Annotated in this window: 14 protein-coding genes and 1 other RNA gene; 8 read left to right on the top strand and 7 right to left on the bottom strand. The window is 52.7% G+C overall.

Annotation, left to right across the window (positions count from 1 at the left end):
- Positions 1–5: 5 nt before the first annotated feature.
- The gene (gene gltB / locus KP22_RS15145) at positions 6–4,466 is read right to left on the bottom strand and encodes a glutamate synthase large subunit (RefSeq protein ID WP_039304088.1); all 4,461 of its coding nucleotides are present in this window, start codon (positions 4,464–4,466) and stop codon (positions 6–8) included.
- Between the two features lie 650 nt (positions 4,467–5,116).
- Here gltB and mnmL point away from each other — a divergent pair.
- The 5 genes from mnmL (at position 5,117) to KP22_RS15120 (ending at position 11,778) form a co-directional block, all read left to right on the top strand.
- On the top strand, positions 5,117–6,046 hold the full coding sequence (gene mnmL / locus KP22_RS15140) for a tRNA modification radical SAM protein MnmL/YtqA (protein WP_039325084.1): 930 nt from the start codon (positions 5,117–5,119) through the stop codon (positions 6,044–6,046).
- A 119-nt stretch (positions 6,047–6,165) separates the two neighbouring features.
- A complete protein-coding gene (gene arcB / locus KP22_RS15135; protein ID WP_039304094.1) occupies positions 6,166–8,535 on the top strand; it encodes an aerobic respiration two-component sensor histidine kinase ArcB in 2,370 nt (789 codons plus the stop codon).
- A gap of 491 nt (positions 8,536–9,026) precedes the next feature.
- Positions 9,027–9,680 (top strand): isoprenoid biosynthesis glyoxalase ElbB, encoded by a 654-nt coding sequence (gene elbB, locus KP22_RS15130; RefSeq protein ID WP_039304608.1) that lies wholly within the window; start codon positions 9,027–9,029, stop codon positions 9,678–9,680.
- On the top strand, positions 9,677–10,411 hold the full coding sequence (mtgA, locus tag KP22_RS15125; protein WP_039304097.1) for a monofunctional biosynthetic peptidoglycan transglycosylase: 735 nt from the start codon (positions 9,677–9,679) through the stop codon (positions 10,409–10,411). Before elbB ends, mtgA begins: the two co-directional genes overlap by 4 nt.
- Before the next feature lie 71 nt (positions 10,412–10,482).
- Entirely contained in the window at positions 10,483–11,778 is a 1,296-nt protein-coding gene (locus KP22_RS15120) for an alginate lyase family protein (RefSeq protein ID WP_039325082.1), read from the top strand.
- Positions 11,779–11,912: 134 nt separating this feature from the next.
- On the opposite strand, the gene dolP is transcribed toward KP22_RS15120, so the two are convergent.
- Genes dolP through KP22_RS15100 form a run of 4 tightly spaced genes read right to left on the bottom strand, consistent with a single transcriptional unit; the run spans position 11,913 to position 15,500 of the window.
- Positions 11,913–12,485, bottom strand: a complete 573-nt coding sequence (gene dolP, locus KP22_RS15115) for a division/outer membrane stress-associated lipid-binding lipoprotein (protein WP_039304102.1) — start codon at positions 12,483–12,485, stop codon at positions 11,913–11,915.
- A gap of 11 nt (positions 12,486–12,496) precedes the next feature.
- Positions 12,497–13,087, bottom strand: coding sequence for a DnaA initiator-associating protein DiaA (gene diaA / locus KP22_RS15110; RefSeq protein ID WP_005975525.1), 591 nt, complete (start codon positions 13,085–13,087; stop codon positions 12,497–12,499).
- Between the two features lie 41 nt (positions 13,088–13,128).
- A complete protein-coding gene (locus KP22_RS15105) occupies positions 13,129–13,485 on the bottom strand; it encodes a YraN family protein (RefSeq protein ID WP_189339592.1) in 357 nt (118 codons plus the stop codon).
- Entirely contained in the window at positions 13,482–15,500 is a 2,019-nt protein-coding gene (locus KP22_RS15100) for a penicillin-binding protein activator (RefSeq protein ID WP_039325080.1), read from the bottom strand. The genes KP22_RS15105 and KP22_RS15100 overlap by 4 nt, the downstream gene beginning before the upstream one ends.
- 61 nt (positions 15,501–15,561) lie before the next feature.
- Here KP22_RS15100 and rsmI point away from each other — a divergent pair, with 61 nt between their 5' ends.
- The 3 genes from rsmI (at position 15,562) to ygiD (ending at position 18,066) form a co-directional block, all read left to right on the top strand.
- Positions 15,562–16,446, top strand: coding sequence for a 16S rRNA (cytidine(1402)-2'-O)-methyltransferase (gene rsmI / locus KP22_RS15095; protein WP_039325078.1), 885 nt, complete (start codon positions 15,562–15,564; stop codon positions 16,444–16,446).
- 25 nt (positions 16,447–16,471) lie between these two features.
- Positions 16,472–16,850, top strand: an RNA gene (gene rnpB, locus KP22_RS21310) — RNase P RNA component class A.
- A 430-nt stretch (positions 16,851–17,280) separates the two neighbouring features.
- Positions 17,281–18,066, top strand: a complete 786-nt coding sequence (gene ygiD / locus KP22_RS15085; protein WP_039325075.1) for a 4,5-DOPA-extradiol-dioxygenase — start codon at positions 17,281–17,283, stop codon at positions 18,064–18,066.
- Between the two features lie 68 nt (positions 18,067–18,134).
- Here ygiD and KP22_RS15080 read toward each other — a convergent pair whose 3' ends face one another.
- Entirely contained in the window at positions 18,135–19,295 is a 1,161-nt protein-coding gene (locus KP22_RS15080) for a glutathionylspermidine synthase family protein (protein WP_039304116.1), read from the bottom strand.
- Positions 19,296–19,306: 11 nt separating this feature from the next.
- On the bottom strand, positions 19,307–19,981 hold the full coding sequence (locus KP22_RS15075; protein WP_010280216.1) for a DUF1190 family protein: 675 nt from the start codon (positions 19,979–19,981) through the stop codon (positions 19,307–19,309).
- Positions 19,982–20,240 lie beyond the last annotated feature (259 nt).

Raw genomic sequence — 20,240 nt, 5'->3', positions numbered from 1 at the left:
ACCTCTTACTGCGCCTGAACCCGCAGCTCAGCTGCGGAACGACTACGGTGACCCAACAATGCCTTCACATCACTTGACTTCGGTTTCACCAGAGCAAATTTCGGTGCCCAGGTCGGCCAGTTAGCGAGGATCTCTTCTCCGCGGTGTGAACCGGTATTCTGTACGTGCTCGGTGATCAGGCCACGCAGATGCTCTTCATGAATAGCCAGCTCTTCCACATCCAGCACTTCTACCAGCTCTGGGTTAACGCGTTTGCGGAATTCGCCGTCTTCATCCAGTACGTAGGCGAACCCGCCGGTCATGCCTGCGCCAAAGTTCACGCCGGTACGACCCAACACGCAGACGATACCGCCCGTCATGTATTCACAGCCGTTATCGCCGATACCTTCTACCACGGTGATACAGCCGGAGTTACGCACGGCGAAACGCTCACCTGCACGGCCTGCGGCAAACAGCTTGCCGCCAGTGGCACCGTAGAGGCAGGTGTTACCGATGATGCTGGCTTCGTGACTGCGGAAGGCCGAACCCACCGGAGGACGCACGGAGATACTGCCGCCAGCCATACCTTTGCCCACGTAGTCGTTGGCATCGCCGGTTAATTTCAGCTCCAGACCTCCAGCGTTCCAGACACCAAAACTCTGTCCTGCGGTACCGGAGAAGTGAGCTTTGATCGGATCGCCAGCCAGACCTTGATCGCCGTGTTTCTCGGCAATCGCGCCAGACAGCGTCGCGCCGACGGAGCGATCGGTGTTGCGGATATCGAAGTAGAGCGCTTTACCCTGTTTCGCATCGATGTGCGGCTGTGCCTGCGCCAGCAGCTCTTTGTTCAACAAGCCTTTATCGAACGACAGATTGCTTTCAGTGCAGTACAGCGCTTTGCCCGGCTGAGGCTGTGCCGCGTGCAGCAGCGGCGACAGATCCAGCTTGTTCTGTTTCGCACTGAAACCGTCCAGCTCAACCAACAGGTCGGTACGACCAATCAGATCCACCAGACGGCTAACGCCCAGTTCTGCCATCAGTACGCGAGTTTCATGTGCGATGAAGTGGAAGTAGTTGGTCACACGCTCAGGCAGGCCATGATAGTGATCGCGACGCAGCTTCTCATCCTGCGTTGCAACGCCCGTTGCACAGTTATTCAGGTGGCAAATACGCAGGTATTTACAGCCCAACGCAACCATGGGTCCAGTTCCGAAGCCGAAGCTCTCCGCACCCAGAATCGCTGCTTTGACGATATCCAGACCCGTTTTCAGACCACCGTCCACCTGAAGGCGGATTTTGTGACGTAGGCCGTTGGATACCAGAGCCTGTTGTGTTTCAACCAGACCCAGTTCCCACGGACAACCCGCGTATTTCACGGAGGACAGCGGGCTGGCACCCGTACCACCGTCGTAACCGGCGATGGTAATCAAATCGGCATAGGCCTTGGCAACGCCCGTAGCGATAGTCCCAACGCCCGGCTCGGACACCAGTTTCACCGAAATCATTGCTTTCGGGTTGACCTGCTTCAGATCGAAAATCAGCTGTGCCAAGTCTTCGATAGAGTAAATATCGTGGTGCGGCGGTGGCGAAATCAGCGTCACACCCGGTACGGAATAGCGCAGACGAGCAATGTACGGCGTGACTTTATCACCCGGTAACTGACCGCCTTCACCCGGTTTCGCACCCTGTGCTACTTTAATCTGAATCACATCGGCGTTGACCAGATAGGCTGGCGTCACACCAAAGCGACCAGAGGCAACCTGCTTGATACGGGACACTTTATTCGTGCCGTAACGCGCTGGATCTTCACCACCCTCACCGGAGTTGGAGAAACCGCCCAGTTCGTTCATCGCTTCTGCCAGCGATTCATGCGCTTCGGGGCTGAGTGCACCAATAGACATGGCTGCGGTATCGAAACGTTTGAACATTTCAGTGGCCGGTTCAACGCTGTCGATAGCGATGGCCGCGCCTTCTTGCGGTTTCAGCGCCAGCAGGTCGCGTAACGTCGCCGCTGGGCGCTCGTTCACCAGCTTGGCGTATTGTTCGTAATCGCTGTACTCCCCAGTTTTCACCGCAGTTTGCAGCGTCGTGACGACATCCGGGTTATAGGCATGATATTCGCCGCCGTGAACAAATTTCAGCAGGCCACCCTGTTCCAGCGTTTTGCGCTTCAGCCAGGCGCGCTTGGACAGATTCAGCAAGTCTTGTTCGAAGTCGCTGTAGTTTGCCCCGCCGATGCGGCTGACTACGCCCAGGAAGCATTGCGTCGACACATCTTTATGCAGACCCACAGCTTCAAACAGCTTGGAACAGCGGTAAGATGCAATCGTCGAAATGCCCATTTTGGACATAATCTTATAGAGGCCTTTATTGATGCCGTTACGGTAGTTCAGCATCACGGCACGATAAGGTTTGTCGATGGTGTGGTTATCCACCATCCGCGCTAGCGTTTCGTAGGCGAGGTAAGGGTAGATAGCCGTCGCACCAAAGCCTAACAGCACGGCAAAGTGATGCGGGTCGCGTGCGCTGGCGGTTTCAACAATGATGTTGGCGTCACAGCGCAGGCTCTTTTCTACCAAACGGCGCTGAACGGCACCCACTGCCATCGGCGCAGGGACTGGCAAGCGTGATTCGCTAATGCCACGGTCGGACAGCACCAGCAGCACGGCACCGTCTCTGACCTTGCTTTCTGCTTCGTCACACAGTTTCTCGATCGTCTGTTGCAGCGTTTGCTGCGACGAATCAAACGTCAGATCCAGCGTGTCGGCGCGATAGTGCAGCTCATCCTGTGACGTCAACTGAGTGAAATCGGAGTAAAGCAGGATCGGTGATTTAAAGCTCAGGCGGTGAGCCTGACCTTCTGCTTCACAGAAGACGTTCATCTCGCGACCAATACTGGTCGCCAGCGACATCACATGTGCTTCACGCAGCGGATCGATCGGCGGGTTGGTCACCTGCGCGAACTGCTGACGGAAGTAGTCATAAATGATGCGCGGACGGCTCGACAGCACGGCGAACGGCGTGTCGTCGCCCATGGAGCCAGTGGCTTCCTGACCATTTTCGCCCAGTACACGGATGACCTGATCCAGCTCTTCACTGCTGTAGCCGTACTGTTTCTGGTAGGTTTCCAGCAGCTCATCGTTGAATTCACGACTGCCGACCTGATCGTCTGGCAACTCTTCAAATGGAACCAGACGCTTAACGTTTTTCTCCATCCACTCTTTGTAAGGATGGCGGCTTTTCAGATCGTTATCGGTTTCGGCTGAGTGTAGGATGCGGCCGCTGCGGGTGTCGATCACCATCAGTTCGCCAGGGCCAACGCGGCCTTTTTCAACCACTTCATCCGGCTGATAATCCCAGATACCGACTTCGGACGCGCAGGTGATCAACTTGTCTTTGGTGATGACATAGCGCGCGGGACGTAGGCCGTTACGATCCAGGTTACAGGCTGCATAGCGCCCGTCGGACATGACGATACCGGCCGGGCCATCCCACGGCTCCATGTGCATGGAGTTAAAGTCGAAGAAGGAGCGCAGTTCAGGATCCATATCTGGGTTGTTCTGCCAGGCTGGCGGAACGAGCAGGCGCATGGCACGGATAATATCCATCCCGCCGCTCAGGAACAGTTCCAGCATGTTGTCCAGTGAGCTGGAGTCAGAACCGGTTTCGTTGACGAACGGTGCGGCATCCTGCAAATCTGGGATCAGCGGAGTTTTGAATTTATAAGCACGCGCGCGTGCCCATTGACGGTTACCGGCGATGGTATTGATCTCGCCGTTGTGCGCCAGATAGCGGAACGGCTGTGCCAGCGGCCAGCGGGGTACGGTGTTGGTTGAGAAGCGCTGGTGGAACAGGCAAATTGCCGATTCCAGACGCAGATCGGCCAGATCGAGGTAGAAGCGTGGCAGATCCGCTGGCATGCACAGACCTTTATAGATCGTGACCAGATTGGAGAAACTACAAACGTAGAACTCTTTGTCTTCGATACGCTTTTCGATACGGCGACGCGCCATGAATAGGCGGCGTTCCATATCGCGTTGACGCCAGCCTGCTGGGGCGTTAACGAAAATTTGCTCAATACGCGGCATAGATGACAGGGCTATTTCACCCAGCACATCCGGGTTGGTCGGAACTTCACGCCAGCCGAGTACGGACAGCGTTTCGTTCTGCAACTCTTCTTCTACAATCCGACGTGTGGCGCGAGCCAGCTCTTCGTCCTGATTGAGAAACATCATGCCAACGGCGTAATTTTTGGCTAAACGCCAGCCGTGCTCTTCCGCCACCAGACGAAAGAAACGATCGGGCTTCTGAAGTAATAAACCGCAGCCGTCGCCAGTCTTGCCGTCAGCAAGGATTGCGCCACGGTGCTGCATGCGTGCGAGTGCGTGAATGGCAGTACGCACTACTTTGTGGCTTGGCTCACCTTCTATATGGGCGATTAATCCGAAACCACAGTTATCTCTCTCTTGGGATGCATCGTACAACATAATTAGTGAACCTCCCCAGGCTCTGTGTGACTCTCACAACCTACTGCGAGAAAGCACCGTGGCGTTGAGCGGCTAGTATTACGCTCTCTTCTTCGGCCTCTCGTGACGGTCTCACAAGTGGTAAATGACTTGTTTTTAGAGGGAGTCTTCATTTACTGCATAAATATGACGAATCATGGACCCGTCAGGAAAGCTTCCAGCGGATTCCCAAATTAGCGAGAAACCCTGTTCAGGTCAAATATCAGTGCAAAATGTGCTGATAAACGATAATTTTTAATTATACCTATGAAACGTAATGATTTTTTTAGAAAAACTATCTCGGGAAGTGAATATGGGATCTAATTGAAGTGTGAGCTGTATCACTATGCAAAAGCGTGAGAACCCTTATCCATGCTACGTTATTTCTGCGTTCTAGAATATTCTGCTGTATATGGCTACTTTTAGATTTTATGAAACTATTTTTAAGTGTTGCTTCATCTTTTCATTAAGTCTGCATACGGGATAAGAAAAATTAATTAGCACGAACGTGAGTTTATTTTCACTCAAAGCGAATAAAAATTCATTTCATTGGGGTGTGTGATTGATCGCGGTCATCGCGAAAGAGGCAAGAGAAAGGTAGCCTGCTGTTCCTCAAGGGAGCAGGCTAGAATATGCAATTGCAAAAATTAATCAATATGTTTGGCGGAAATCTTCAACGTCGCTATGGCGAGAAGATCCATAAGCTGACGCTGCACGGTGGTTTTAATTGCCCTAACCGTGATGGCACGCTGGGGAGAGGCGGGTGTACGTTCTGTAATGTCGCTTCGTTTGCCGATGAGCAGATGCAGCAACGCAGTATTGCGCAGCAGTTGGAAGCGCAGGCGGGAAAGGTGAATCGGGCCAAGCGCTATCTGGCTTACTTTCAGGCGTATACCAGTACCTATGCCGAGGTTCAGGTTCTGGAAAGCATGTATCAGGAAGCGCTGAAGCAGGCCGAGATGGTAGGAATTTGCGTGGGCACACGCCCTGATTGTGTGCCCGATGCGGTACTGGATTTGCTGTCCCGTTATCATGATCGAGGCTATGAGGTTTGGTTGGAACTCGGATTGCAAAGTGCCTGTGACAAAACGCTGCATCGTATTAATCGTGGACATGACTTCGCCTGCTATCAGGAAACCACCCATCGCGCGCGTGAACGCGGCTTGAAGGTATGTAGCCACCTGATTGTGGGTTTGCCGGGAGAAGATGCACAGCGCTGTTTAACGACGCTGGAGCAGGTGGTCGAAACAGGCGTTGAGGGCATTAAGCTGCACCCTCTCCATATCGTGGAAGGCAGTACGATGGCGAAAGCCTGGCGAGCGGGAAGGCTGCCTGAATTGGCGCTGGAGCGTTATGTGGAGACGGCAGGAGAGATGATTCGCCATACGCCGCCGGATGTGATTTATCACCGCATTTCCGCCAGCGCCCGTTGCCCGACCCTGCTTGCGCCGCTCTGGTGTGAAAACCGCTGGACGGGCATGGTAGAACTGGACCGCTATCTGCAAACGCATGGCGTACAGGGTTCCGCGCTCGGCACGCCCTACCGCTATGCTGATGTGTAATTCGTCAAAAGAGACTGGCAGTAGAAGCCGATATTTCATGTTGTGAATCTACAGGACCGCACCGTATAAGCCGTCATTTTACGTTATGATGCGCGGGTGGGTGACTAAGGGAAATCGCTATGAAGCAAATTCGTCTGTTGGCTCAGTACTATGTTGATTTGATGGTAAAACTGGGGCTTGTCCGTTTTTCACTGCTGCTGGCTTCGGTATTGGTGCTGCTGGCGATGGTAGTGCAAATGGCGGTCACCCTGTTGCTCAGCGGGGAAGTCGAAAATATCGACGTCGTCCGCTCCATTTTCTTCGGGCTGTTGATTACGCCCTGGGCCGTTTATTTTCTTTCCGTGGTGGTGGAACAGCTCGAAGAGTCGCGTCAGCGGCTGTCGAAGCTGGTGGCGAAGCTGGAAGAAATGCGTCATCGGGATCTGGAGCTGAACGCGCAGCTTCAAGAGAACATCGCACAGCTCAATCAGGAAATTGCCGACCGTATCAAAGCGGAAGAGGCTCGTGTGCTGGTGATGAGCCGGCTCAAAGAAGAGATGTCCCGTCGCGAACAGGCGCAGATTGAGCTGGAGCAGCAATCTGCATTGCTGCGCTCGTTCCTCGATGCCTCGCCGGATCTGGTTTACTACCGTAACGAAGAAAAAGAATTTTCCGGCTGCAATCGTGCGATGGAGCTGTTAGTGGGCAAAAGCCAGAAGCAGCTCATTGGCCTAACTCCGCAGGATGTTTACGCCCCCGATATTGCTGAGAAAGTGATGGAGACGGACGAGAAAGTGTTCCGCCATAACGTTTCTCTGACCTATGAACAGTGGCTGGTTTATCCCGATGGGCGTAAAGCCTGTTTTGAGCTGCGCAAAGTGCCGTTTTATGACCGAATGGGCAAACGCCACGGGCTAATGGGGTTTGGACGCGATATAACGGAGCGTAAGCGTTACCAGGACGCGTTAGAGAACGCCAGTAGGGAGAAGACCACTTTTATCTCAACAATCAGCCACGAGCTTCGTACGCCGCTTAATGGCATTGTCGGCTTAAGTCGCATCCTGCTGGATACGCAACTTGACCCCGAACAGCAAAAATACCTGAAAACCATCCACGTCAGCGCGATTACGCTGGGTAATATTTTTAACGATGTGATTGAGATGGACAAACAGGAGCGCCGCAAGGTGCAACTGGATAACCAGCCGATAGATTTCACCGGTTTTCTGGTGGATCTGGAGAACCTCGGTGGTCTGCTGGCGGAACCAAAAGGCTTGAAGCTGATTATGGATCAGCACCAGCCTCTGCCGCAGAAAGTGATTACCGACGGAACGCGCCTGCGGCAGATTCTGTGGAACTTGCTCAGTAACGCGGTGAAATTCACGCCGAAGGGTGAGAAAGGCGAAAAGGGCGAAATTGTGGTGCGCGTCTGGCATGAAAAGGGCGATCGCCTGCGCTTCGAGGTTGAAGATTCTGGGATGGGTATTCCAGCAGATGAATTAGAAAAAATCTTCGCCATGTATTATCAGGTCAAAGATCAGCACGGCGGGAAGCCAGCAACGGGCTCAGGAATCGGTCTGGCGGTATCGAAGCGTCTGGCACAGAACATGGGGGGGGATATCCATGTTTCCAGTACGCAAGGCAAGGGCTCTTGCTTCACCCTGACGGTCATTGCTCCGAGCGTCGATGACGCGGGAAGCGGTCTGGAGGACGATGATGATTTGCCGCTACCGGCGCTGCACGTTCTGCTGGTGGAGGATATTGAACTCAACGTGGTGGTTGCGCGTTCGGTACTGGAGAAGCTGGGTAATAGCGTGGAAGTCGCGATGACCGGGCAGGAAGCGCTGGACATGTTCGATCCCGATGAGTTCGATCTGGTGTTGCTTGATATCCAACTGCCGGATATGACCGGGCTGGATGTGGCACGTCAGCTACGTTCGCGCTATGGCAACCGCAGTCTGCCGCCGCTGGTAGCGCTGACGGCGAACGTGCTGAAGGATAAACGCGAATATCTGGATGCGGGTATGGATGACGTGCTTAGTAAACCGCTGTCGGTACCTGCGCTAACGGCCGTTATTAAGCAATACTGGGATACTCACACCGTGTGGGCGGAAGAACCGATGGTTGAAAAAGGTAATGAAATGGCACAAGCAAAAGAAGATCTGCTGGATATCCCGATGCTGGAACAGTATCTGGATTTGGTGGGACCGAAACTGATTCACCAAAGTCTGGAGATGTTTGAGCAGATGATGCCGGGCTATCTGGCGATTCTGGATTCCAACATGACGGCGCGTGACCAGAAAGGTATTACGGAAGAAGGTCACAAAATTAAAGGGGCGGCGGGTTCCGTCGGGTTACGACATTTGCAACAAGTCGCCCAGCAGATTCAGACCTCATCGCTACCAGCATGGTGGGACAATGTGCAGGAATGGGTTGATGAACTTAAGCACGACTGGCGTCACGACGTTCAGGTACTGCGCGATTGGGTAGCAAAAGCGGAAAAAGAGTCCTGATACGATCTTTCTGTTGGTTCAGACAGCTGCGGCCACAAGGATGTGGCGTGTAAAACGGTTAGAAAAAATTTTTTCGTATCACGCGCTATTCTGCAAAAAATACAGAACGACGTCAGGTATGAGTGATGTTTATTACCGAAAAGGGATGGAGAATGCGAGGGCTTTGCACGTTTTCATACGGTAGAAAAAAATGACCCCGGCCGAAGCCGGGGTGCGCGAATTATGCGCCAACACCAGGGAAAACATGCACCTGCATTTAGATCTCAGGGTTTGTAAACTCGCAAGTGCGGAGATTCGTGTCTTAACTAACCGTCTTAACGACATACAGCTTACAACAACAATTACAACCTAACTACTTTACATCTTCATCAAGCAACAAAATAGCAAATGTAGAAATCTTTGTTACAAGAATCATTAAAATGTGTGATGTAGATTAGTGTTTGTCAATTAAAAAATCAATTAGTTGATGTAATGAAATGAGGGAAAAGATGATGAAACGAGTTGGCATTGTACTTAGTGGCTGTGGTGTTTATGACGGTTCCGAGATTCATGAAGCCGTGTTGACGTTACTTGCGCTGGATCGCGCAGGCGCACAAGCAGTTTGCTTTGCGCCAGATAAACCGCAATTACAGGTGGTTAATCACCTTACAGGTGACGTAACTGATGAGAATCGCAACGTTTTAGCAGAATCAGCACGTATCGCCAGAGGAAAAATCCAGCCGCTTTCTACAGCAAATGCACAAGATTTAGATGCGCTGATTGTGCCGGGTGGTTTTGGCGCTGCGAAAAATTTAAGCGATTTTGCGATGCAGGGATCGGCCTGTCAGATTGATGAAACGCTAAAATTGCTCACACAGGAAATTTATAAGCAAAACAAACCAATTGGTTTTATTTGCATCTCGCCCGCGTTACTGCCGACGATCCTGGGGATACCCGTTCGAGTAAGCATTGGTAACGATATTGATACCGCGGAAGCCATCGAAGAGATGGGGGGTATCCATGTTGTTTGTCCGGTCGATGATATTGTGGTGGATGAAGAACATAAAATCGTGACGACGCCTGCTTATATGTTGGCTAACTCCATCAGTGAAGCGGCACAAGGCATTGATAAGCTCGTTGCGCACGTATTGGATCTCACCGAATGAGGTGGAGCCGAGGGCGTGGAGGCTTATTCATGCGGCTAAAGCGCCTGATCGTTCGGAGTGTGTTGGTTGTTATCGGTGTGTGGTTGGCTGGGATCCTGTTATTTTCCTTCCTGCCCGTGCCGTTCTCCGCTGTGATGGTCGACAGGCAGATCAGCGCCTGGCTGAAAGGCGAGTTTTCCTACGTTGCGCACTCGGACTGGGTGGCGATGGAGGATATCGCAACGGAAATGGCGCTGGCGGTGATTGCGGCGGAAGACCAAAAATTTCCTCAGCATTGGGGTTTTGATGTTGATGCGATTGGTCAGGCATTGAAACACAACGAACGCAATACGCAGCGGATTCGCGGTGCGTCTACGCTGTCGCAACAGATGGTGAAGAACCTGTTCCTGTGGGATGGGCGTAGCTGGGTACGCAAGGGGCTTGAGGCGGGTATTACCACTGGGGTTGAGCTGGTCTGGACAAAGCGGCGAATTCTTACCGTGTATCTCAACATCGCCGAATTTGGCCCTGGGATTTTTGGCGTGGAAGCGGCCGCCAGACGTTATTTCAATAAACCCGCGAGCAAGTTGACGGCAAGCGAATCCGCTTTACTGGCGGCGGTGCTGCCAAATCCTATTCGCTTCCGTGCGAATGCGCCCTCCGGCTACGTTATTCAACGCCAGCAGTGGATTTTACGTCAGATGCGACAGATGGGTGGTGATGCATTTTTGCGAGATAACCATCTGAATTAAGGCGATTTTTACGTTGAGTATACCGAGAGGTTTTCGCGTTAACGGTCGTGTTTTCGACACCAGGAGAAAGTATGCGGTTACGTTATTGGTCAGGGTTATTGGTTGTGTTGTGTTGTATCGCTTCCGTTGTCCGTGCGGACGCAGAGCATAAAGCGTCATCCCCCGATAATCCTTACGCCTTCTTGCAACAGCCTCAACTATCCGCAGTGAAACAGCAGCTACAGCAGAAAACAGAAAAGCCGCAGACGCGAATGGCGTATGAGCAGCTTATTTCGGAAGCCGATCGTGCGTTGAAAATTGCTAACCCCAGAGTGACGGAAAAAAAAACCACGCCACCCAGTGGTTCAAAGCATGATTATTTGAGCCTCAGCGCCTACTGGTGGCCCGATCCCGACAAAGCTGATGGTTTGCCTTGGATTCGTCGTGATGGGCAGGTAAACCCTGCTAGCAAGGATGAAGAGACCGACGGCGTTCGTCTGGCGAAATTCACCGCCCAAACGCAGTCATTGACGCTGGCATGGTATTTCTCTGGCAAGCAGGCTTATGCCGATAAGGCCATGTCGATGATCCGTACCTGGTTTATCGACCCTGCAACGCGCATGAACCCTAATCTTGATTTTGCACAGGGCGTTCCGGGCATTGCGCCGGGTCGGGGCTCGGGCGTGTTGGACGGACGCTATTTTTCCACCCGTATTGTCGATTCGCTGATGATATTGCGTCAGGCTCCGGGCTGGACACCGCAGGATGAGCAGCAGATGCAGAAATGGATGGGCGATTATCTGCACTGGCTACAAACGAGTAAGCTGGGTAAAAAAGAAGCGACTGCCAAGAACAACCACGGTAGCTGGTATACCGTGCAGGTCGCGGGTATCGCCTGGTATCTGGGAAAAATCGACGTGGTGAAATCCATGGCGCAATTGCAGCGTGAGAAATTGGATCACCAACTGCAAGCGGATGGCTCTCAGCCAGAAGAGCTGGCGCGTACCCGCTCTTTCCATTACAGCTACTTCAATCTTCAGGCAATAACGGATATGGCTATTCTGGCTTCTCGTGTCGGGGAGAATATCTGGCAATACCAAACGCCGAGAGGAAGCAGTGTGATAAAGGCACTGGATTTTATGGCACCGTATCTCGATGAGAATAAAGCGTGGCCGCGCAAGACGATGGATAGGCAAAGCAGCCGTCTTATTCCGCTGCTATTGCAGGCGGAGCGTGGTTTGAAAACGTCGCGTTACGAGACGCAAATCAAGCAGGCGGGGTTTGCTGAATTACTCACCGGCGAGGCGAGTACGCGTGATAAAGAGCTGAGTCATATCAGCGCTGAAACCCGCCGCGCACTTTGGTTGCTTAATCCAGCTACGCCGTAATTCTGTGGCACGCTGATTCCATCGGGTAAAGATACGTTTCCCCGAACCAGGATAAAAAGAGCAGAAAACAAAAAACCGCTGATGAAGATATCAGCGGTTTTTTTAATACATCGAAAACGCAAAGAGACAAAGTGTTATTGCAGGTAGGTAAAGGCCGTTGTCACGTGTTTCACACCGCCGACCTTACTGGCGATTTCTGCGGCGGAGGTACCTTCACGCTGTGTCACCAGGCCTAACAGGAAGACTTCGCCGTTTTCCGTTGTGACTTTGACGTTAGAGGATTTAACCGTGTCGCTTGCCAAAATTTGTGAGCGAACTTTGGTGGTGATCCAGGTATCCATGGAGGCGGTTCCCATTGAAACCGGAGTACCCTGACGTATTTCGTTGTAGACTTCGGCAGCCCCTTCCACGCCGAGGGCAATTTGCTTAGCCCGGCTTGCCATTTCGGTGCTTGGTGCCTGCCCTGTTAACAATACTTTCCCTTGATAAGCCGTCGCAATGATACGGGCATCTTTTTTCAACTGCTCGTCTTTGCTGATTGCATTCGTCACGCGGACTTCCAGTGTGCCATCGTCAACCTGCGTGCCTACAGTGCGCGGGTCAGTGGCCGTTTTGGTTGCCACGGCACTGCCAACAGCAACAACCCCGACACAGCCTTGTAGCAGCAGGGCGATAGACAGCACGGCAAATGCAGAACTTATCCTCATGTAGTGCTCCTTCAATCGTTCTGGTGTGGAAAAAGTGTGTTATCAATCAAATCGCACAGGCAATTTACTGTCAGCATGTGCATTTCCTGAATACGGGCGCTGCGGTGTGACGGGATGCGAATTTCCACATCCTGCGGCCCGAGCAGCCCGGCCAGTTCTCCGCCATCGTAGCCGGTCAGCGCGACAATCGTCATGTCGCGGGTAACGGCTGACTCTACGGCTTTAACAATATCGCGGCTGTTACCACGGGTTGAAATGGCCAGTAATACGTCCCCCGCTTGACCTAACGCTCTGACTTGCTTGGCATAGACCTCTTCATGCAAGCGGTCATTCGCTATCGCAGTTAAGACCACATTATCCGCATTAAGTGCGATGGCCGGTAAGCTGGGACGCTCGGCTTCAAAGCGATTAATCATGCTGGCGGCAAAATGCTGCGAATTCGCTGCCGACGTTCCATTACCGCAGCACAGAATCTTGTTGCCGTTCAGCAGAGACTGCACCATCGCGATTGCGCCACGGGAAATGGCGTCAGGCAAGGCTTCTGCCGCTGCAATCTGCGTTTGAATACTCTCGGTAAAACAAACTTTTATTCTATCCAGCACGTTGAGTTAACCTACGTAAATTGAAATTCATCAAGGATGTATTATCCCTGTGCAGCAAAGGCATTGGGGATCCAGTTGAACTGCTCGCCCGTAATTGCCAGTACGTCAAAACGGCAATCCACCGTGTCAAAACTGGCACCTCGTTGTGCCAGCCACACGGCGGCAGCATGCAGTAGCCGCTGTTGTTTGCGTCGGGTGATGCTGGCTGCCGCATCACCAAAATGTGCGTTGCGCCGATAGCGTACTTCGACAAACACCCAAATATGGCGATCGCGCATGATCAAATCCAGTTCGCCGCCACGTAGCGTAACATTTGCGGCGGTGAAGGTTAGGCCTGCGCGTTCAAGATAGCGCCGAGCCTGTTGTTCGTAAACTGCGCCAGCCGCTCGTTGATTCAGAGAACGGGCACCAACTGGCCCTGACGGTATTGCTGCCAGGTTAACTGCCTGTTGATAGTGCAATCCGGACCTGAGCTTAACATGCCTGTTGCACCGGAAATCTGGTGGCCTGGAATCTGGCGCATTTCACCAAAGCGGCTGGCGAGCGTCCAGGCATCCATCCCCATTGCATATAGGCGGACTAATGAGTAATCGTTTTTAAACTGGCTACTTACCTGCTGCATCAATGCCGGGTTCGCGCCGGCGAGCAGTGGGATATCGCTGAACTGTAAACCTTCCATTTCGAGGCGGAAGTCAGGGCCTAATCCAGCCTGAAAGCTGCGTGAACTGGCATAGAGTGCCGGACGTGCACGTGAAGTGGTGCGCATGTCGATCATCGGTTTAATCAGCGCCAGCTCGTCTGGCGTTGCGATGATATAGACCGCATCAATATTGCCACTGACGGACGAACTGGTTGTTGGTTGAACCTGTGACGGGATGGTCAGGCCGCCGATAGTGGTGCCCGGCTGTGCCTGCGGTTGCGAGACGTTAACAGGCTGACCGTTCAGGCTTAAGCCTGCACCGCTATTGATGGCCTGTTTTAACTCTGCCGTGTTGCCGAAACGTTGTTGTAGAGAACTGGTGCCGCTTTGCTGGTTCCAGGCCTGAGCAAAGGCGTTGACGATACGGTCACCCAGCGCACCGCGAGGGGCTAAGACCAGCGGCTGCTGTTTACCCTGCTGGTGGATAAATTTTGCTGCGTCTCTGGCTTCATCTTCTGGAGAGAGGGCGAAATAGCAGATGTTGGGGCTATTTTCGACATGTTCCGGCTGGTTCAGTGCCAAAATATTCAGCGGTGACTGGCTGTTCGCCAACTGATCCACTTCATTTTTCAGCAGCGGACCGATGACCAGCGATGCCCCATCTTGCTGTGCCTGCGTGAGAATATTGGCCAGCGGTTGTGAAGAGGTGTCATACACTTTTACCGGTAGCGAACTGGACAGCCCTGCGCTTGTCGCCTGTGCTTCCGGTGTTGGTGTCGTTGATGCTACCGCCTGATCGCTGTATGGCGCAGGCGACTGAGTGCTCTGCCCATCCGATGATGGCGTGACCTGCCCGTTTTGTGTCGGATCTGTTGCCGGTGCGGCAGGAGCAGATACGGGGGCGGTGACTATCTGACCATTCTTTGCCGCGTTAAAGCCTTGCTGAATAGCATTGGCGAAAACCTGCGCCTGACCATTGAGTGGCAACAGCAATGCGATGCTGTTAACCGATGACTGCTGGTAGTTAATGACCTGATTCAACTGCGTAGGGAGCGTTTTTGCAGCAGGATGGTGCGGATAGCGGGTTTGCCAATCCTGAATCGCACTCTTCAACTGATCGGGAGAAGTACGGTTATCCTGATAGTTATTAAGCAGATCGACCCAGCCTTGCAGCACGTTTTCATTCGCATTAATCAGCAGCGAGCTGGACTCCTGCGGTGACATTTGCGTCAAGGCCAGCCAGGTCTGATCGAGGTTCATCTGATGTTCGTCGCCTTTCAGCAGCGGCTCCTGAGCGATATAGGTGCGCAGCAGCTCAATGGAAGGACGCCCTTGCGCTGTTTTGATCTTCGTCTGGTAATAACGCTGTTTCTGCTGATCGGAAAGTGCGCCCACATCAAGCTGGCTCAGCGCGGCTTTAGCCGCATCCATATTGTTCTGGGCGACGGACAGTTCTGCACTGAGTAGCTGTTGCTCTTGCTTCTGCGCCGCGCTCAGTTTTTCTGGCAGCGCGTTGAACTGCTGGCTTGCCTGAGGCGCTTTCCCTTCCTGTAGCAGGGAACGAATAGCAAGTAATTGCCAGTCAGCCTTGTTATTATCGCTACTTTTCTGCATCTGTTGCAGATAATAATCGGATGATGCGTCGGCTTTGCCCTGAACCTCGGGTGATGGGCTCTGCGGTGCGTGACTTGGACAGCCTGCGAGAAACAGTGCTGCTAACAAAACTGGGATAACACGCCCTGCCTGGGTACGGACGAAATGAAAGGGAAGCATACTGTATCCAGTGATTTTTTTTAAAGATGCTCAATATTAAATCGGCAACCCGGATGAAACAATGAATCAAGACCAACAAGCAGATATTTCTGCATCTACCCTCTACATTGTCCCCACGCCAATCGGAAATCTGGGCGACATCACGCAGCGTGCGCTGGCGGTATTAGCGAGCGTTGATCTGATCGCCGCAGAGGATACCCGCCATACCGGTCTGCTGTTACAACATTTTGCGATTAATGCGCGACTGTTCGCATTACACGACCATAACGAACAACAAAAAGCGGATGTGCTGCTGGCTAAATTGCAGTCAGGGCAAAGTATCGCGCTGGTTTCGGATGCAGGCACGCCGCTGATTAACGACCCTGGTTACCACTTGGTTCGGCGCTGCCGCGAAGCGGGTGTTCGTGTTGTTCCGCTACCGGGTGCTTGTGCGGCTATAACGGCGCTCTCTGCGTCCGGTCTGGCGTCTGACCGTTTTTGCTATGAAGGTTTTCTTCCAGCCAAAACCAAAGGGCGTAAAGATAAGCTGCGTGAGCTAGAGGAAGAACCCCGCACGCTGATTTTCTACGAATCGACTCATCGCCTTTTGGATAGCTTGCAGGATATTTGTGAGGTGCTGGGGGCTGAACGCTATGTGGTGTTAGCACGCGAAATTACCAAAACCTGGGAGTCGATTCATGGCGCACCTGTGGGCGAATTGCTTGCCTGGGTGAAAGAAGATGAGAATCGCCGCAAAGGGGAAATGGTGCTGATTGTCGAGGGGCATCAGGTGGATGAGAGCGCCTTGTCCTCCGAAGCGCTGCGCACGCTAATGCTATTACGCGGCGAGCTGCCGTTGAAGAAAGCGGCGGCGCTGGCGGCAGAGATTCACGGCGTGAAGAAAAACGCGCTTTATCGCTATGGGCTGGAACAGGAAGGTGGCGGCGAATCGGAAGATGACAAGTAGGACAATTTGTCCTATTATCCGCGCCGGAGTTGACCAGACAGTCGCCGCTTCACTGCCGTCCCTTTCGGGGGAGACAGGTGGAGGGGAGGAAAGTCCGGGCTCCACAGGGCAGGGTGCCAGGTAACGCCTGGGAGGCGCAAGCCTACGACAAGTGCAACAGAGAGCAAACCGCCGATGGCCCACGCAAGTGGGATCAGGTAAGGGTGAAAGGGTGCGGTAAGAGCGCACCGCGCGACTGGCAACAGTTCGTGGCACGGTAAACTCCACCCGGAGCAAGGCCAAATAGGGGTTCACATGGTACGGCCCGTACTGAACCCGGGTAGGCTGCTTGAGCCAGTGAGTGATTGCTGGCCTAGATGAATGACTGTCCACGACAGAACCCGGCTTAACGGTCAACTCCCTTCATCATAAAACCCCGCTTCGGCGGGGTTTTGCTTTATGGGGCAGGCAAGATGAATGACTGTCCACGACGCTTTTTATGAAAGAACGCGGCTTAACGGTCAACGCCCTTCATCATGAAACCTCGCTTCGGCGGGGTTTTGCTTTATGGGGCAGGCAAGATGAATGACTGTCCACGACGCTTTTTATGAAAGAACGCGGCTTAACGGTCAGTGTGAAGCGATGCTTAGGAAATACTATAAAAGGTCGCTCTGCTTAATCTGGTCTTTTGCGAGTCTTATCCCTTGTCGGTAGTTTTTCTTGCCGTGCCACACCTGTCAAATTAATTGATGTTCTCCATCACATAACTCTGACTTTTTCTCTGTCATAAAGCGCGTAAAGTAAGGCCATCGCGTGCGGCTGCACGCTCGCTGACATCTTTCAGAGGATATGATTATGAACAACACTTCCCGGATGCCTGCACTGTTCCTCGGCCACGGTAGCCCGATGAACGTGTTGGAAAGTAATACTTATACTCAGGCATGGCAAACGCTAGGTGAGACGTTGCCGCATCCGAAGGCAATTATTGCTGTTTCCGCCCATTGGTATACCCGTGGCACGGCTGTGACGGCGATGGAGAAACCACGCACAATTCATGATTTCGGCGGTTTCCCACAGGCGCTGTTTGATACCCAGTATCCAGCACCCGGTTCACCTGAGTTAGCGGCGAGAATCCAACAGGTGCTGGCACCGTATCCGGTTACTGCCGATCAAAGCCAATGGGGTTTGGATCATGGTTCCTGGGGCGTGCTGATAAAGATGTATCCGAACGCGGATATTCCCGTTGTGCAACTGAGCGTGGACGGTACGCAGCCTGCTGCGTATCACTACGAATTAGGGCGCAAGCTGGCAGCTCTGCGTGATGAAGGCTTTATGATTGTGGCCAGTGGCAACGTCGTGCATAACCTGCGGATGGTGAAATGGGACAGTGACGCAGAGCCGTATCCTTGGGCTGTTTCATTCAATCAATTTGTGCGTGATAACCTGACGTATCAGGGAGACGATCATCCGCTGGTTAATTTTATGCAGCATGATGGTGCGGCCTTGTCTAACCCGACGCCCGATCACTACTTCCCGCTGCTTTATGTGCTGGGAAGTTGGGACGGCAAAGAAGCGATAAGTATTCCAGTCGATGGGCTTGAAATGGGATCGCTGAGTATGCTGTCGGTACAGGTGGGCTAATCTGCTCTTTGCTTTAGAAATGAGAAGGCACGGTGAAAATCGTGCCTTCTTACTTTCAATTTTTCTGCTTAATCCAGAATGGTATGCGGGTAGAAACGCGAGAGATCCTGCGTGATCAGGGCGCGATCTTCACGTACGCCGATACCACAAGGTTGATCGTTCACCAGCCAGCTACCAATCAGCGTGTAGCTGTCGCCGAACTTCGGTAATTGATGGTATTGCTGGACGATCATCCCTTCTTCGCCGTAAGGGCCGTCGGCTGATGCAATCTCTTTTCCGTTTTCAACGATCTGGATGTTTGCCCCTTCGCGTGAAAACAGCGGCTTGATGACGTAGCTGTCCAGTTTGGGGTGTTCATCTTCCGCAAAGTAGGCAGGAAGCAGATTGGGGTGATTCGGGAACATTTCCCACAGCATCGGCAGCAGCGCTTTATTGGAAATGATACTTTTCCAGGCTGGCTCCAGCCAGCGCACGCCTGCATCTTCCAGCTTGGTGGAAAACACCTCACGCAGCATGAATTCCCACGGATACAGCTTGAACAGGTTACTAATTACCTGATTTTCAGGATCGGTAAACTGCCCTTTCTCTCCGAGGCCGATTTCCTCGATGTACAGAAATTCGCTCGGCAGACCTGCTTCCAGCGCACAATCCTGAAGATATTGCACCGTACCGCGATCTTCTTCCGTATCCTGACAGCAGGCGAAATGCAGCAAGCCAAAGCCATGATTCAGCTTCAGATCTTCAAAGCGTTCGATCAGCTTTTCCTGGATGCTGTTGTACTGGTCAGAATTCTGCGGCAAATTTCCGGCGTTGATTTGATCTTCCAGCCACAGCCATTGGAAAAAGGCGGCTTCATATAGCGATGTTGGTGTATCCGCATTGTTTTCCAGCAGCTTGGCTGGAGACTTGCCGTCATACGCCAGATCGAGACGCGAATACAGTGAGGGCTGATTGGTGCGCCATGAATGTCTAACGAATTCCCAGGTGTGTTTGGGAATTCGGAATTTGGCGAGCAGCGCGTCGCTGTTAATGACTTTTTCCACCACTTGCAGGCACATCTGATGCAGTTCTGCCGTGGTTTCCTCCAGCTCTTCGATCTGAGCGAGCGTGAACTGGTAGTAAGCCTCTTCACTCCAGTAAGGCTCGCCGTACATGGTGTGGAAACGAAAACCAAATTCGGTGGCTTTTTCCTGCCAGTCAGGACGCGCTGTAATATCTATCCGCTTCATTCGATACGTCCTCAGCCGCCCATGCTACGGGAAGAGCTGGAACTTGAACTGGCGCTGCTGCGCTGCATGCTGTTTTGCTTCGCGACGGTTTCACCAAAGCCACCACGCGTGATGGTCGAGGTGGTTGCAGGCTTTGGTGCCAGTGCGGTTTTAGGCACGGTCATCGTGCGGCCTGTTGTCGCGTTGCCGTAGTTTTTACCTGCTGCATCAACGAATTGCCCATTGGCTGGGCTGGCTGGCGTTTTTGGACTGAACAGCGGCTGCTGTGCGAAACCGGCACCACCCCCCATCATCCTGCCCATCATGTAACCGGCCATCAACGGCATCCAGGACATACCGCCGCCTTGCTGCGATTCTGCTGCCATACCGGCCTGTGCAGGCGCAGGTGTTTGGGTACATTGTGCTTCGCCGAATTCCGCTACGCAGTCTTCTTTTGTTGCGTATTTCGGTGCCGTTTTTTCCGCTTCTTTTAACGCATTATTGTACGCGGTAGTGCATTGGGCTGCCATTGACGGGTTTGCTGACGAACAGTCATCCGCATTCTGGTAGAGGGAAACGGTTTCATCCGTTTGTTCGCAGCCCGCGAGGAAAAATACAGCGCTGACGGCCAAAGCAACAGGTGCCAGACGGTGCGTTCGCCATTCCTTGCGGAACGTTTCCTGATTAATATTTTTTGTGCGTTTCATCGTGTTTATCCCAGAGCAAAGCATCACGGCCAATAGCAAATAAGTATGCCTAAGAATAGGGGAACGTTGCTTGAATTTAAAGCAGCAATAGGTGTAACGGAGGGGGTCTTTACGTTGCTATACATTAAGTCGTGCAGCGTTTCTCTTTATGAAGAAGGAAGACGGCCCCAGCGTTCTGATGGCATTACGTTATTTTGTGGAAAAGATACCGGTATAAAAAAGGGGAACCGTGGTTCCCCTGTATCGGATACTTGTCACG

This window comes from Pectobacterium betavasculorum (assembly GCF_000749845.1).
GTDB classification, from domain to species: domain Bacteria; phylum Pseudomonadota; class Gammaproteobacteria; order Enterobacterales; family Enterobacteriaceae; genus Pectobacterium; species Pectobacterium betavasculorum.
This window is presented reverse-complemented; position numbering and strand designations above follow the sequence as displayed.

What these genes read in the sequence shown, in the direction of transcription:
- dolP (WP_039304102.1), bottom strand. Translation starts at nt 12,485, where the DNA reads ATGAGGATAAGTTCTGCATTTGCCGTGCTGTCTATCGCCCTGCTGCTA.
- KP22_RS15100 (WP_039325080.1), bottom strand. Translation starts at nt 15,500, where the DNA reads ATGCTTCCCTTTCATTTCGTCCGTACCCAGGCAGGGCGTGTTATCCCA.
- mnmL (WP_039325084.1), top strand. Translation starts at nt 5,117, where the DNA reads ATGCAATTGCAAAAATTAATCAATATGTTTGGCGGAAATCTTCAACGT.
- ygiD (WP_039325075.1), top strand. Translation starts at nt 17,281, where the DNA reads ATGAACAACACTTCCCGGATGCCTGCACTGTTCCTCGGCCACGGTAGC.
- KP22_RS15120 (WP_039325082.1), top strand. Translation starts at nt 10,483, where the DNA reads ATGCGGTTACGTTATTGGTCAGGGTTATTGGTTGTGTTGTGTTGTATC.
- KP22_RS15080 (WP_039304116.1), bottom strand. Translation starts at nt 19,295, where the DNA reads ATGAAGCGGATAGATATTACAGCGCGTCCTGACTGGCAGGAAAAAGCC.
- arcB (WP_039304094.1), top strand. Translation starts at nt 6,166, where the DNA reads ATGAAGCAAATTCGTCTGTTGGCTCAGTACTATGTTGATTTGATGGTA.
- gltB (WP_039304088.1), bottom strand. Translation starts at nt 4,466, where the DNA reads ATGTTGTACGATGCATCCCAAGAGAGAGATAACTGTGGTTTCGGATTA.
- rsmI (WP_039325078.1), top strand. Translation starts at nt 15,562, where the DNA reads ATGAATCAAGACCAACAAGCAGATATTTCTGCATCTACCCTCTACATT.
- mtgA (WP_039304097.1), top strand. Translation starts at nt 9,677, where the DNA reads ATGAGGTGGAGCCGAGGGCGTGGAGGCTTATTCATGCGGCTAAAGCGC.
- elbB (WP_039304608.1), top strand. Translation starts at nt 9,027, where the DNA reads ATGAAACGAGTTGGCATTGTACTTAGTGGCTGTGGTGTTTATGACGGT.
- KP22_RS15075 (WP_010280216.1), bottom strand. Translation starts at nt 19,981, where the DNA reads ATGAAACGCACAAAAAATATTAATCAGGAAACGTTCCGCAAGGAATGG.